Here is a 14,166-nt window from a genome sequence, read left to right on the forward strand (position 1 = left end):
GCCCCCTCCTACATAAAGCAGCTCCAACAGCAAAGGACTATTTCAAGCTGCCGGAGAGGAACTGCTGCAACCGTACGGACTGCGGGTTCACCAGCACTTCGCGCGGGTTGCCGCGCTCTTCGACAATGCCTTTATGCAGAAACACCAACTGGTTCGACACCTCACGGGCAAAGCCCATTTCATGGGTCACCACCACCATGGTGCGGCCTTCCTGGGCCAGGTCCTGCATCACCTTGAGCACTTCACCGACCAACTCGGGGTCGAGCGCCGACGTCGGTTCGTCGAACAGCATCACCTCAGGTTCCATCGCCAGGGCACGGGCAATGGCCACGCGCTGCTGCTCGCCGCCGGACATGTGGCCGGGGAACGCATCCTTGCGATGGCCCACGCCGACCTTGGCCAGGTAGTGCTCGGCCTTTTCACGGGCTTCTTTCTTCGACACGCCCAGCACATGCACCGGCGCTTCCATCACGTTTTCAATCGCGGTCATGTGCGACCACAGGTTGAAATGCTGGAACACCATGGACAAGCGCGAACGCATGCGCTGCAGTTGTTTGGGGTCGGCGGCCTTCATCGCGCCGTCTTTGGTCGCGACCAGTTTCAGCTCTTCGTTGTTGAGCAGGATCTTGCCGGCGTGGGGCTGCTCCAGCAGGTTGATGCAGCGCAAAAACGTACTTTTGCCCGAACCACTGGAGCCGATGATGCTGATCACATCACCAGCTGCGGCGGCCAGGGACACGCCCTTGAGCACTTCATGACTGCCATAGCGTTTATGCAGGTCTTGGACTTCAAGCTTGTACATGCGGTCGGTTCTCACAAAAACAGGTGGTCAGTCGTTGAGCAAGCGCCCGTGACGCAGCGCTTCGCGCCCCGCCACCTTGGCCAGCCAGAAACCCGCTTGGGCATAACGCAGCCGTTCAACGGCAAACAACACCCCGGACGTACCCGCGCAGATAATGCTCACGCGGTCGGCCAGGGGATCAATCACTTCAAAAATGGGGTCGCCCTGCTCGACCCAGTCACCGGCCTTACGCAGGTAACTGATCACCCCGGCGTGGGGAGCGAACAGCAATTCGGTGCCTTCGAACGGCATGCCTTCGCACGCTTCGTGTTGCGGTGCCGGCCATTCGCCCTTGATCAGGCCTTGCTCGGCCAGAAACGCCAGGATGCCTTCAGCGTGGAAGATCGCTTCATCGCGGCCGGTGTCAGCCTGGCCCCCCAACTCCAGCGTCGTCGCCAGACAGGCCAGTGGAATCTGCGCGTCGGGGAACGTGCGCGACAAACGCAGCCAGGGCAACGAACAGGCTTCATCAAACGAACTGCCGCCGGAATCTTCCGCGAGCAGGCCGACCTTCACATGCAAATGCGCCGACAGCGAACGCCACTGCGGCCAGTGCTGGGGCAGTGCGTACATGTGCAGCGCGGCCTCGGCGTCGCAATGCAGGTCGAGCACCACGTCGGCGGTGCAGGCATGGCTGAGCAGGATACGTTGCATGCCTTGCAACTGGCTGCTCGGCGCGGGCAAGGCCGTGAGCACATCGCTCATGGCCTGGCGAATCATGCGCACATTGGCATGGGGGTCATCGCCCAGCTTGCCTTGCAGCCGCTCGGCGACCGGCTCGCTCAGCTCAACGAAATCGCGGTTGAAATTCTTGCCGCTGCCCACCTCGAAACGGCCCTGATGGCTGCCTTGCAGCAACTGGCCCAGGCCCATCGGGTTGGCCACCGGTACCAACTCGATCACGCCGTTAAGCGCGCCTTGCTGTTCCAGTTCGCTGAGGCGCTTTTTCAGCTCCCAGGCCGCGCGCATGCCGGGTAATTCATCGGCATGCAGGCTGGCCTGGATATACGCCTTGCGCTCGCCACTGCCGAAACGAAACACGCTCAGCTGGCGTTCACAGCCCAGGTGACCCCAGGGCAACAGGTGATCGATACGTTCCATATCAATGCTTCCGTGGAGCCAGGTAGCTCAGCCAGCGGCGCTCGGCCAACTTGAACAGGCGCACCAGGATGAATGTCAGGCACAGGTAGAACACACCGGCGGTGATATAGGCTTCGAACGGCAGGTAATACTGGGCGTTCACCGTGCGCGCGGCACCGGTGATATCGATCAGGGTGACGATGGAGGCCAGGCTGGTGGTCTGCAGCATCATGATCACTTCGTTGCTGTACTGCGGCAGCGCGCGGCGCAGGGCCGAAGGCAACAGGATGCGGCGGTACAGCTTGTAGCGCGACATGCCCATGGCCTTGGCCGCTTCGATCTCGCCATTGGGCGTGGCCTTGAGGCTGCCGGCGATGATCTCGGCGGTGTAGGCGCTGGTGTTGATCGCAAACGCCAGGCACGCACAGAACGTAGCGCTGGACAGCAGCGGCCACAAGAAGCTTTCCCGCACCGCTTCGAACTGGGCCAGCCCGTAGTAGATCAAAAACAGCTGCACCAGCATCGGCGTGCCGCGAATCACATAGGTGTACAGCCACGCCGCACCATTGACGATCGGCTGCTTGGACACGCGCATCAGGCCCAGGGGCAAAGCGGCGAGCAGGCCGAAGAACAGCGCAATGGCGAGCAGTTTGAGGGTGGTCAGCAGGCCGCCGAGGTACAGCGGCATGGCCTCCCAGATGACGTTGTAGTCGAAGATCATAGATCAGCCGCCCTTACGCCTACCGAGTAGCGCTTCTCAAGGTAGCGCAGGGCCAGCAACGACACGCTGGTAATCACCAGGTACATCGCCGCCACTGCGAGGAAGAAGGTAAAAGGCTCGCGGGTGGCGTCGGCCGCCTGCTTGGCCTTGAACATCATGTCTTGCAGGCCCACCACTGAAATCAGCGCAGTCGCCTTGGTCAGAACCAGCCAATTGTTGGTGAAACCGGGGATCGCCAGCCGAATCATCTGCGGCACCATCACCCGGAAAAACACCTGGAAGCTGCTCATGCCATACGCCAGGCCGGCTTCAGCCTGGCCCTTGGGAATGGCCATGAAGGCGCCGCGGAAGGTTTCCGACAGGTAGGCGCCAAAGATGAAACCCAGGGTGCCGATACCGGCGGCCAGGGGGTTCAGGTCGATATAGTCGTCGTAGCCGAGCAGCGGCGCGACGCGGTTGAGCAGGTCCTGACCGCCGTAGAAAATCAGCAGGATCAGCACCAGGTCGGGGATCCCGCGGATCACCGTGGAGTACAAGTCACCCAGCCAGGCCAACCAGCGCACCGGCGACAGGCGTAACGCGACCCCGATCAGACCCAGAACAATGGCCAGGGCCATGGACGACAAGGCGAGCTGAAGCGTCAACCATGCGCCATCGAGGATAACGGCCCCGTAGCCTTTCAACATGATTCAGGTCCTCGAAAAGGGGGATGAAAAAATGGCGCAAACTTCAGAGTGTTCTGTTGCTTGCGCCATTTCAGACAGACAGCTGCGACGATTTACTTGGCTTCAGGCCCGTAAATGTCGAAGTTGAAGTACTTGTCCTGGATTTTCTTGTACTCGCCGTTGGCACGGATCGCTGCGATAGCGGCGTTGATACGGTCCAGGTTTTCCTGGTCGCCCTTGCGTACCGCGATGCCTACGCCGTCGCCGAAGTATTTGACGTCGGTGAACGATGGGCCGGTGAACGCGTAGCCTTTGCCGGCGGGGGTGTCGAGGAAACCTTCCTGCAACAGGGTGGCGTCAGCCACGGTGCCGTCGAGGCGACCGGCTTCCACGTCCAGGTAGATTTCGTTCTGCGAGCTGTAAGGCACAACCGTGGCGCCTTTGGGAGCCAGCACTTCCTTGGCGAAACGATCGTGGATCGAACCGCGCTGCACACCAATCTTCTTGCCCTTGAGTTCATCCAGGCTGTCGCTGACCGTGGTGCCTTCCTTCAACACCAGGCGCGCCGGCGTCAGGTAGTAGCGGTTGGTGAAGTCGACAGACTTCTTGCGGTCTTCCGTGATGGACATGGACGACAGGATCGCGTCGATCTTGCGCACTTTCAGCGCCGGGATCAGGCCGTCGAATTCCTGCTCGACCCAAGTGCACTTCACGTCCATCTGCTTGCACAGGGCGTTGCCGATGTCGTAGTCAAAACCGACGATGCTGCCATCCGGCGCCTTCGAGGCAAACGGAGGGTAAGCGGCTTCAATACCAATCTTCAGTGGCTTGCCTTCGGCGAAAGCCTGCATGGACAGCACGGACAGCGCCAGGGCGCCCAACAGCACGAGTTTCTTCATCTTGGGACTCCATCGGTATAGGGCAAAACAGCAGTATGAGCCATGGCCCACGATGCGGCGAAGGTGAAACCGAATAGCGTTGCAGCGTCCTGCGCCAGAGAGTGCCAGCGACGACGAGCGAGTGATCGGCATTCTAACGACAGGCGGAAAGCCGATATTTCCTCAATGCGACAACAATTTACAGAAGCACCGAGAAAGCGGTTCCAGCCCATTGACAGCCTCTGGATTTTATGCAGAGACAAAAGATATTAAACCAGCTAATGCTGCAAATTGCGGGCCTATTATTCGCAAACCCTTCTGGCACGGCAAGTGTGGCGTTTAATCTTATTTGCGGGGGTGTCTGAAACGCGATTTTTCGGGGCGCGGATGTAGCCGTTCGCCTCATGCCAGGGCGCAGGGTTACACATTTGCGTTCGACGGTAACATTCAGAAATATCCTACTGCGCAAATCGATATTTATTGGCTTGTTGGTTATGCGGGTCTGTCAGACCACCCTCTGCACACGCCTTGAAATGCAATCCAAATGTGGGAGGGGGCTTGCCCCCGATAGCGGTGTGCCAGCCGATACATGCTCCACTGACCCACTGCCATCGGGGGCAAGCCCCCTCCCACAAGGGATCTTCACTGTGTGCAAGATCCCATAAAAAAGCCCCACCCGGCCTGCACCGAATGGGGCTTTGTCCCACCTACCCCGCCTTACGCGACGTTCATGGTCTTGTGCGTCTCAATCAACTGCGCAACCACCCCCGGGTCGGCCAGGGTGGAGATATCCCCCAGCCCGTCATATTCAGCCGTGGCAATCTTGCGCAGAATGCGCCGCATGATTTTCCCCGAGCGCGTCTTCGGCAAGCCCGGCGCCCACTGGATCACGTCCGGCGAAGCAATCGGGCCGATCTCCTTGCGCACCCAGTTCTTCAACTCCAGGCGCAATTGCTCGCTGGGCTCTTCGCCGCCGATCAAGGTGACGTAGACATAAATGCCCTGCCCCTTGATGTCATGCGGCACCCCCACCACCGCCGCTTCCGCGACTTTCGGGTGGGCGACCATGGCGCTTTCGATCTCGGCGGTGCCCATGCGGTGGCCGGACACGTTGAGCACGTCGTCTACACGCCCGGTGATCCAGTAGTAACCGTCCTCGTCACGTCGCGCACCGTCACCGGTGAAGTACATGCCACGGAAAGTCTTGAAGTAGGTGTCGACGAAACGATCATGGTCGCCGTACAGCGTACGCGCCTGGCCCGGCCACGAATCGAGGATCACCAGGTTGCCTTCAGCCGCACCTTCGATCAGGTTGCCCAGGTTGTCCACCAACGCCGGTACCACACCAAAGAACGGACGCGCGGCCGAACCCGGCTTGAGCGCATGGGCGCCCGGCAACGGGCTCATCATGTTGCCGCCGGTTTCGGTCTGCCACCAGGTGTCGACAATCGGGCAACGGGATTGGCCGACGTTCTTGTAGTACCAGTCCCAGGCTTCCGGGTTGATCGGCTCGCCCACTGAACCCAGCAGGCGCAGGCTGCTGCCGTCGGCGCCTTCGCAGGCGGCGGTGCCCGACGCCATCATCGCGCGGATCGCGGTCGGCGCGGTGTAGAGGACGTTGACCTTGTGCTTGTCGACGATCTTCGCCACCCGCGTGATATCCGGGTAGTTCGGCACACCTTCGAACAGCAGCGTGGTCGCGCCGTTAGCCAGCGGGCCGTAGACGATGTAAGTGTGGCCAGTGACCCAGCCGACGTCGGCGGTGCACCAGTAGATTTCGCCCGGGCGGTAGTCGAACACGCGCTCATGGGTCAGGGCTGCATACAGCAGATAGCCGCCGGTGGTGTGCTGCACGCCCTTGGGCTTGCCGGTGGAGCCGGAGGTGTAGAGGATGAACAGCGCTTCTTCGGCGCCCATCTCCTTGGGCGCACACACGGTGCCCGCCACTTTCATCAGGTCTTCGTACCAGATGTCGCGATGCTGGTTCCACTTGATCGCGCCATTGGTGCGCTTGCACACGATGACCTTCTGGATGCTGCTGGTTTCCGGGTTGGTCAGGGCGTCATCGACGTTGGCCTTGAGCGGAATCTTCTTACCCGCGCGAATGCCTTCGTCAGCCGTGATAACGACCTTCGACTTACAGTCGATGATGCGACCGGCCAGGGCTTCCGGCGAGAAACCACCGAACACCACCGAGTGAATCGCCCCGATGCGGGTACAGGCCAGCATGGCGACCACGGCTTCGGGGATCATCGGCATATAGATAGTCACCACATCGCCGCGGTGCACATCCTGGCCGCGCAGGGCGTTGGCGAACTTGCAGACTTGTTCATGCAGTTCGCGGTAGGTGATGTTGCGGCTCTCGGCAGGGTCATCGCCCTCCCAGATGATCGCGATCTGGTCGCCGCGCTCGGCGAGGTGGCGGTCCAGGCAGTTGTAGGAAACGTTCAAGGTGCCATCGGCAAACCACTTGATGTCTACATGGTGATCGTCGAACGACGTCTGCTTCACCGTGGTGAAAGGCTTGATCCAGTCGAGACGCTTGGCTTGCTCGCGCCAGAAACCATCGGGATTGACCACCGACTGCTGGTACATCGCCTTGTAGGTCGCCTCGTCGGTCAGCGTGTTGGCTGCTACTTCGGGACGAACGGGGTACAGGGAAGCCGCACTCATCTTTCTTACCTCGGTGACAATAGTTGTTGTTGTATGGCCCCTGTTGTAGCCGGGGTAGGCCTATAGAACCATTCGACGATGGTAGTAACAAGACCCTACAAATTGCCCAGCTATGCCGGTATCCCGCTCTGGCCCGCGTCCTGTGGCGCTTGGCGGCCTGCTGAAAAAACCTCCATCGAGGGATTGTTACAAAAACCGTCAAAAGTGTTTATCAAAACCACGGGTATATGAATATAACTCGGGCGCCTAAAATCAACTCCGCCAACCAAGGCACTGTGATTAACACCGTAACAGCCCCCACGAAGGCAACGTTAATCCGAACTTCCCAACTTTCAAGTGACACACGTGGCCTCACAAGGGCCCCGTGACCCCTTTCGCCCTGAAGAAGGTAAGTAGAGAAATGAAAGCTTTAGTAGTATTAGCCCTCAGCAGCCTGTGCGCCACCGCCGCCCTGGCCGACGAAGCCCCGACGGAGCTGGCTGGCGGCAACGCGCCGATTGTCGAGGACTACACCTACAGCACCCACCTGGACGTCGCCAAAGTAGTGTCCATGAGTGACATTCCACAAGTGTGTGAAGTAGTACCGGTGAAGATGGAATATGAAGACTCGCAAGGTCAGCGTCATATTCTTAATTATCATGTGATGGGGAATGGTTGCTCTAACGGATAATAACTTCGTTATTTAGCTTTAACCCGGATCTTGGTCGCCGCAGGAAATCGTTCTTGCGGCCAAGAACCCACCTCGAATGCACCACAGATCAAATGTGGGAGCGGGCTTGCTCGCGAAGACGATAGATGCTGCACCACTGCAATCCGCTCTAAGCGCCCGAATTGGGCTTCACACGCTCAATGACATCTTTCCTTTCTTGCAAAAAAACCTCATCCACCTTAGGCAAATCGACCAGCGACAACCAACTGGGCCTGACTGGCCTCAGAATAATTGTGTCCCCCTCCCTGAGAATTTCCAGCTCATCCACCCCGTCGTAAGTCATATCCGCTGGCAAATGGATCGTCTGACCCTCTCCACTCCCAATGATCGAAACAGTGCGCATAACAAGTTGCCTCCCCAACGTAGCTGACTGCTGCAATTTAAGGGAGCTCCTCGTCGCAGAGCAACGCAAATGCCCACAACCTGATCACCTCTTCCCCCCTCGGTAAAATACCGACACCTCCCGTCAAAAACTTCCTACCCACCAACCCCCCGTAATCCCTCACTCTGGCCTAAATATCCACCTTTTTGTCCGCCCACCGGGACAATCCGCCACAACACAAACCCGTTTTTTTCCCTATAATGCGCGGGTAAATCGGGCCTGCAATATCCCTTTACACAGGGATGAAGAGCCAGACCTGAGGCCTCCGCTGGAGCCTGCACCTACCGCTCCGCACCTCAAGCCTCATGCAGTACCCGTTACGCAATTTCCGTTTATTTGCCTGCGCGAGCTGCTGCAACAAACGATTCCTTAAGATCCACCGCGGCCTCAGGGCCGTGTGAACACCCCACTATCCGGTTTCACACGGGCACCTTTGAGCCCTCACGCAGGAGACGACACGTCATGCTGAGCTGGGACGAATTCGACAAAGAAGAAGAAGGCGAAGTAGCCACCAAGGGCGCCAACGCCGGCCACGCCACCGAAGCCAACATGGACCGCCTCGACGGAGCCGGCGCTGCTGCCGCCGTCGAAGCCCGCGCCGTCACCGCCAATGACTCCGCCGCCATCGCACGCGCCAAGGCCGAACTGGACAAACTCGACGTCGCCGAAGGCCTCGCCGAACTCGAAGGCGCCTCCGCCCGCGTCGCCGTCGACGAAAAGCGCATGATCAACTGCCGCGCCGACCTCAACCAACTCGTGCCCTTCAAGTACGACTGGGCCTGGCAGAAATACCTCGACGGCTGCGCCAACCACTGGATGCCGCAGGAGGTCAACATGACCGCCGACATCGCCCTGTGGAAAAACCCCGAAGGCCTGACCGACGACGAACGTCGCATCGTCATGCGCAACCTCGGCTTCTTCTCCACCGCCGACTCCCTGGTGGCCAACAACCTGGTGCTGGCCGTGTACCGCCTGATCACCAACCCCGAGTGCCGCCAGTACATCCTGCGCCAGGCCTTCGAAGAAGCGATCCACACCCACGCCTACCAGTACTGCATCGAATCGCTGGCCATGGATGAAGGCGAGATCTTCAACATGTACCACGAGATCCCATCGGTCGCTAAAAAAGCCGCCTGGGGCCTGAAGTACACCCGCTCGATCTCCGATCCGAAGTTCGAAACCGGCACCGTCGACACCGACAAAGAGCTGCTGCGCAACCTGGTCGCCTACTACTGCGTGCTGGAAGGCATCTTCTTCTATTGCGGCTTCACCCAGATCCTGTCCATGGGCCGCCGCAACAAAATGACCGGCGTGGCCGAACAGTTCCAGTACATCCTGCGCGATGAGTCGATGCACCTGAACTTCGGGATCGATGTGATCAACCAGATCAAAATCGAAAACCCGCATTTGTGGGATGCCGAGATGAAGGAAGAAGCGACCCAGATGATTCTGCAGGGCACGCAGCTGGAGATTGAATATGCGCGGGATACCATGCCGCGTGGGGTGCTGGGGATGAATGCGGCGATGATGGAGGACTATCTCAAGTTTATTGCTAATCGTCGGTTGTCGCAGATTGGTCTTAAAGAAGAGTATCCAGGGACGACCAACCCGTTCCCGTGGATGAGCGAGATTATGGATTTGAAGAAAGAGAAAAACTTCTTTGAAACCCGCGTGATTGAGTATCAGACGGGTGGGGCGTTGAGCTGGGACTGATTTCCAAGCCAATTAACACTAAAGAGCCCTGACTTGTTCAGGGCTTTTTTATGCACGCTGACTTGAATAGGACCCCTCCTACAAGACGATCATCCATGGAAGGGTTGATGCGAATGTCGATGTTACCTAGGCTCATCCGCCGGTGCCTAAGAAACGCCCAACGTAGAAGCAAGCCTAACTCACACAGCAAAAATTCCGCTCGATGTCAGTCATGCGGAATTCACGCTGCAATGAGGCTTGGTCGGTTGGAGTTTCTTAAAACCCCACTCTCTACGCTGGGTTCTGGCCCTTCAGAAACCACGTAGAGGTCATAGGGAATGTCCAAACAACATCAATCCAACTTACCGGTCGCTGAAGAAGCAGTCGCGGCTGAACCGTTTATCGCCATTGTTTTCACTCGTCACAGTCTTCATTTACATACTCTTCTGCTGGAAAACCAACCTTGGTTCTGCGCTCGCGATCTTGGTCGTTTGATGGGATGGCGCTTGGATCAGCGAACGACTCGCAAGCTTGATGAAGATCAAAAAAGAACCATAAACCTGCTATTCCACGGTCAGCCGGAAGAAATGTTAATGATCAGTGAATCCGGCGCCTATGCATTACTGGTCTATCACTACATACCGGGAAACCGCTTACTACGTAGCTGGCTGACTCACGAAGTTGTTCCGACGTTGCGAGACAATCGCCAGGCACGAACGATGGAGCGCCCCTTATTGAGCATGCTGGATTGGCCCGAGATGTCGTTGAACCTGTTGCATTGGCAGGATGAGGGCTGGATTCGTCTTCGAGACATGCCGTATTTGCTGGTGAATAGAACCTACCGGAAAGAGACCGAGAACACGCCGTGGTGGCGCAAGCTCATACAATCGCTCCGAATCAGTCAGCGAGTCTACTGACATATTCGCCCGGCGTTTCCTACGGACAAGTAGGAAATTTCGTAGACGCCATAATGGCTACTCAGTATCGTCCGAGGGTTTTCCACCCTCGGCGGCTGCATGGACATTACGAAAGACAAAACGGATTGGAGCGACGCGGAGCTGGCAGCGGCGGTCGAGGCGTATCTAAAGATGTTGGCCTGGGAAAAGAGCGGCCAACTTTTCAACAAAGCCCTCGAGAACCGGCTTCTACGCGAAGGCCCGGTGGCAGGCCGTGCGAAGGGCTCCATCGAATTCCGTATGCAAAACATTTCCACCGTGCTGGTCCGTATGGGTTGGGATCGTATTGAGGGCTATAAACCCGCCAAGAACGTGGGCTCCGGCGTAGAGCAACGCATCCGCCACGCCCTCACTGCACAGGGCGTGTTCGAATCCGAAGACGCTGCCCAAACCGCCGATGAGCAAACGCTTATCCGCCGCGCGTCCAAACTGCAGCAGCAAACCTTCTCAAAACTCCCGGACGGCATTGCCCAACCGCAGAAGGTATCCACGTTCAGCACAGCCTTCGTTCGCGACCCGAAAGTACGCGCTTGGGTGTTGAAAGAAGCCAACGGCATCTGCGAAGGCTGCGGTTCAAACGCGCCGTTCGAGGTCGACGGTCTGCCATTTCTTGAAGTACATCACGTCAAGCACCTCGCCCAGAAGGGTTCGGATCGCATCACCAATGCTGTAGCCTTGTGCCCCAATTGCCATCAGCGTTGTCACCGGTCGAGCGATCGGGAGGCTTTCACCGAAGGGCTTTACGCCAAAATCGGAAGATTGGCACGGGAGTAGACTCCTGCTGTCACACCTGATGCACATTCAAAAAATACTAGATAGGACCGAGGCCAACCCGTGAACCCAGACATGCTCGAAGCCGGCCCCATCGACGCCAAAGTACTCTCCGTCTTTGACTTCGACGGCACCCTCACCCACCACGACAGTTTCGTGCCCTTCCTCAAGTTTGCCTTTGGCACTGGCGCGTTTTATGGCCGGATGGTGAAGCTGGCCGTGCCGGGGCTGCGTTTTTTGGTGCGGCAGATCAGCCGGGATGAGTTGAAGGCGCAGTTGATTCGCTCCTTTATGACCGGGGTGGAGAAGGCGTGGGTGCAGCAGAAGGCCGAGGAGTATTGCCAGCGCAATTGGGCGCGGTTGATGCGTCCGGCGGGGGTGTTGTCGGTGGAGCAGGAGTTGGGCTCGGGCGCGGTAGTGACGCTGTGTTCGGCGTCGCCGGCGTTGGTGTTGCAGCCATTTGCCGATCGGCTGGGGATCCGTTTGATCGGGACTGAGCTTGAGGTGGTGGACGGGGTGCTGACCGGTAAGCTCACGGGGAATAATTGCCGCTGTGAGAACAAGGTGCTGCGGCTTGAAGCGGTGTATGGGGACCTGGGGGAGTATCGGCTCAGGGCCTGGGGCGATACGCGTGGGGATCGGGAGTTGCTGGCGGCGGCGCAGGATGCGCATTTTCGGCATTTTCATGCGAAGAAGAAAAGGCGGGCTCGGTTGCAGCGGTGATGCGGCGTCTAGACGAACAGCGAAAAGCTTTCCGGCCCCTCAACTTTCTGAAATAGCCGGGTGAACTCTACCACCGGGTTACGTAGCGTACGGAGGGGCTGTGAAACAGACCTCGTCGGTTGCTTATCGGCTCTTGGCCGAATCGTAGACAGTGCTACGTTCCCGCTTACCCACCGCTAATACGAGGATGACTATTCGATCGCCTTCAACACGGTAGACCGGCCGAAAGCCGGCACCACGTAATTTGATTTTGTAGCAATCCTTCATTCCATAAAGCGCGTCAGCTGGAACCCGCGGGTGATCTTGGCGCTCCTGAAGTTTGCGCAAAAACTGATGACGAATTGTACCGTGCAGCTTCTTGAGTTCCTTTAACGCCTTCGGATCCCACTCAATACTAAACTCAATGCCCATTGGCGATATCCGCCTCTGCCTCAGCAATCAGCTCATCAAGGGACACCCGAATCGGTGCCTCCTTGGCGTCCAGCCTCTCCTTGACCAATTGCACCAGTTCCAGCTCATCAAGGCGCTCAACCATCGCCTCGTATACGCTAGCCGGGACCATATAACCCATCACGCGATTATGGTTGAGGACAGCCACCGCCGAGCCGTTGGCTCCTTTCATGACGGATGAAGGGTTCTTTTTGAGTTCGGATACGCTGACGGCCACGTCAGCCAAAACAAGTTGCATGGAGATCTCTCCTTTTAAAACAGGTCGTTATTTTGGTCTTTTTTCGATTACCCACAAGCGGCTGACGGAGAGGTTCCTTGAAGTGATTTGTGTGATGCATAGACACCCTCCTACGGGATGTTGAAGACAATAGGCTTGCCGCCTATGCAGAAAATATGTCGCTACACATAGCGCGCTCGCCAGCTAGAACGCGGTGATCCCATCGCAGCCTCGCTGAAGCTCCACCCCTACCACATTTGATCTTTGACGGGGCTTAGAGCGGCGTCTTCAGGTCCACGCCCAGCGCCGTGGCGAAGGCTTTGACCATCGGGCTTCTTGGCGCGTTGTGGCGCAGGATCAGGTTGAACGCGGTACTCAGGTGGACCCGCTCCGGGCACAGGGCGCGCAGGCGCCCTTCCCTTACCAACGACGCGGCGTAGTGTTCCGGCAGAAAGCCCAGGAAGCGGCCGGTGAGGATCAGGATGGCGACGGCTTCCACTTGGGAGGCTGAGGCGGACTGGCTGTCGTGGTTGACGAAGTTGGGCTTGTCGCGGTGGATCGCGTAGCGGTGGTTGACCACTTCGTATTGGCGCAGTACCTCGGGCGGGATGTCGGTTGCGGTGAACAGCGGATGTCCTACGGCGCAGTAGGCGTGGGCCTTTTCTTCGTAGAGCGGGAAGTAGTCGAATTCTTCGCGACGCTGGTACACCGGGACGATGCCGGCGACCAGGCGCCCTTCCACGACGCCGCGTTCAACTTCATCCAATTGCGAGGCGTGCAGGCGCAATCTGATCTTTGGCGATTCGCTGTGCAAGGTGCGCAAGGCGGCAATAAGCGGCGAGTTAATGTCGGAGACGGTGTTATCAATAACGCCCACACTAAGGTCGCCAATAAGCTCGTTTTGCGCTGAACTAAGCTTGTCGCGAAAACTGTCCACTGAGGTAAATAACTCAATGGACGCTTGATACACCAACTTGCCTTCTTCGGTCAGCCCGAAGCCTTCCCGGCCGCGTGTGCACAGGCGCATGCCGATGCGAATCTCGAGGTCGGAGATCTGTTTGCTGATGGCCGCCAGGCCCACGTTCAGCTCGTTCTGCGCGGCACTGAAACCGCCGGCCTCGACCACGGCCATGAATACCCGCAGCAACTTGAAGTCCAGCCCGCTCAGTTGCAGCGGTGGTCGTGTGCCGGGTTTGGGGGGCAGGTTTCCAGAAGTGGAAAGTGGGGTTTCCATAATGCGCGTTGACCTCGAGTGCCATATTCAACAGGCTTGAACCCAATCCTTGAACATAGCCAGGCGGCGATAATGAACATAAACATCCGCCCTTGGCAACCTTGAATACGGCGCGTCAGACGCCGGTTCCAACGCGTTGAAATTTTCTTGTTACTGCCTCCGACTCTTCTAAAA

The 14,166-nt window shown here is 58.1% G+C and carries 15 protein-coding genes; 5 read left to right on the forward strand and 10 right to left on the reverse strand.

Features of this window, described 5'->3' with window-relative positions:
- Window positions 1–37: 37 nt before the first annotated feature.
- The 6 genes from BFP96_RS11055 to acs all read right to left on the reverse strand — a co-directional run bounded on the left by BFP96_RS11055 (window position 38) and on the right by acs (window position 6,858).
- Complete coding sequence (locus BFP96_RS11055) at window positions 38–802, reverse strand: ABC transporter ATP-binding protein (RefSeq protein WP_065884422.1); 765 nt, start codon at window positions 800–802, stop codon at window positions 38–40.
- A gap of 27 nt (window positions 803–829) precedes the next feature.
- Window positions 830–1,942, reverse strand: a complete 1,113-nt coding sequence (locus BFP96_RS11060; protein WP_065936183.1) for a succinylglutamate desuccinylase/aspartoacylase family protein — start codon at window positions 1,940–1,942, stop codon at window positions 830–832.
- A 1-nt stretch (window position 1,943) separates the two neighbouring features.
- Complete coding sequence (locus BFP96_RS11065) at window positions 1,944–2,642, reverse strand: ABC transporter permease (RefSeq protein WP_065892692.1); 699 nt, start codon at window positions 2,640–2,642, stop codon at window positions 1,944–1,946.
- The gene (locus tag BFP96_RS11070; protein WP_053257623.1) at window positions 2,639–3,328 is read right to left on the reverse strand and encodes an ABC transporter permease; all 690 of its coding nucleotides are present in this window, start codon (window positions 3,326–3,328) and stop codon (window positions 2,639–2,641) included. The genes BFP96_RS11065 and BFP96_RS11070 overlap by 4 nt, the downstream gene beginning before the upstream one ends.
- 92 nt (window positions 3,329–3,420) lie before the next feature.
- Window positions 3,421–4,206 carry an ABC transporter substrate-binding protein gene (locus BFP96_RS11075; protein WP_065892694.1) on the reverse strand — a complete coding sequence of 262 codons (786 nt, stop codon included), beginning with the start codon at window positions 4,204–4,206 and terminating at the stop codon, window positions 3,421–3,423.
- A gap of 696 nt (window positions 4,207–4,902) precedes the next feature.
- Window positions 4,903–6,858, reverse strand: coding sequence for an acetate--CoA ligase (acs, locus tag BFP96_RS11080; RefSeq protein WP_065892695.1), 1,956 nt, complete (start codon window positions 6,856–6,858; stop codon window positions 4,903–4,905).
- A 400-nt stretch (window positions 6,859–7,258) separates the two neighbouring features.
- On the opposite strand from acs, the gene BFP96_RS11085 reads away from it, so the two are divergent.
- Window positions 7,259–7,528, forward strand: coding sequence for a DUF2790 domain-containing protein (locus BFP96_RS11085; RefSeq protein ID WP_065884417.1), 270 nt, complete (start codon window positions 7,259–7,261; stop codon window positions 7,526–7,528).
- 148 nt (window positions 7,529–7,676) lie between these two features.
- Here the strand turns inward: BFP96_RS11085 and vapB are convergent, their stop codons facing one another.
- Entirely contained in the window at window positions 7,677–7,910 is a 234-nt protein-coding gene (gene vapB, locus BFP96_RS31230; RefSeq protein ID WP_065936201.1) for a type II toxin-antitoxin system VapB family antitoxin, read from the reverse strand.
- A 501-nt stretch (window positions 7,911–8,411) separates the two neighbouring features.
- Between vapB and BFP96_RS11095 the strand changes: the two genes are divergently transcribed.
- The 4 genes from BFP96_RS11095 (at window position 8,412) to BFP96_RS11110 (ending at window position 12,091) form a co-directional block, all read left to right on the forward strand.
- Window positions 8,412–9,662, forward strand: coding sequence for a ribonucleotide-diphosphate reductase subunit beta (locus BFP96_RS11095; protein WP_065936203.1), 1,251 nt, complete (start codon window positions 8,412–8,414; stop codon window positions 9,660–9,662).
- Between the two features lie 317 nt (window positions 9,663–9,979).
- Window positions 9,980–10,558 carry a BRO-N domain-containing protein gene (locus BFP96_RS11100; protein WP_065894992.1) on the forward strand — a complete coding sequence of 193 codons (579 nt, stop codon included), beginning with the start codon at window positions 9,980–9,982 and terminating at the stop codon, window positions 10,556–10,558.
- 99 nt (window positions 10,559–10,657) lie between these two features.
- Window positions 10,658–11,371 (forward strand): HNH endonuclease, encoded by a 714-nt coding sequence (locus BFP96_RS11105; RefSeq protein ID WP_065936204.1) that lies wholly within the window; start codon window positions 10,658–10,660, stop codon window positions 11,369–11,371.
- A 72-nt stretch (window positions 11,372–11,443) separates the two neighbouring features.
- Window positions 11,444–12,091 carry an HAD-IB family hydrolase gene (locus BFP96_RS11110; RefSeq protein ID WP_065936205.1) on the forward strand — a complete coding sequence of 216 codons (648 nt, stop codon included), beginning with the start codon at window positions 11,444–11,446 and terminating at the stop codon, window positions 12,089–12,091.
- Between the two features lie 123 nt (window positions 12,092–12,214).
- On the opposite strand, the gene BFP96_RS11115 is transcribed toward BFP96_RS11110, so the two are convergent.
- The 3 genes from BFP96_RS11115 to BFP96_RS11125 all read right to left on the reverse strand — a co-directional run bounded on the left by BFP96_RS11115 (window position 12,215) and on the right by BFP96_RS11125 (window position 13,992).
- Window positions 12,215–12,502, reverse strand: a complete 288-nt coding sequence (locus tag BFP96_RS11115) for a type II toxin-antitoxin system RelE family toxin (protein ID WP_370737809.1) — start codon at window positions 12,500–12,502, stop codon at window positions 12,215–12,217.
- On the reverse strand, window positions 12,492–12,779 hold the full coding sequence (locus BFP96_RS11120) for a type II toxin-antitoxin system Phd/YefM family antitoxin (RefSeq protein ID WP_065936206.1): 288 nt from the start codon (window positions 12,777–12,779) through the stop codon (window positions 12,492–12,494). Before BFP96_RS11120 ends, BFP96_RS11115 begins: the two co-directional genes overlap by 11 nt.
- Before the next feature lie 253 nt (window positions 12,780–13,032).
- Window positions 13,033–13,992, reverse strand: a complete 960-nt coding sequence (locus tag BFP96_RS11125) for a LysR family transcriptional regulator (RefSeq protein WP_065936207.1) — start codon at window positions 13,990–13,992, stop codon at window positions 13,033–13,035.
- Window positions 13,993–14,166 lie beyond the last annotated feature (174 nt).

The organism is Pseudomonas sp. 34 E 7 (assembly GCF_900005715.1).
Classification (GTDB): domain Bacteria; phylum Pseudomonadota; class Gammaproteobacteria; order Pseudomonadales; family Pseudomonadaceae; genus Aquipseudomonas; species Aquipseudomonas orientalis_A.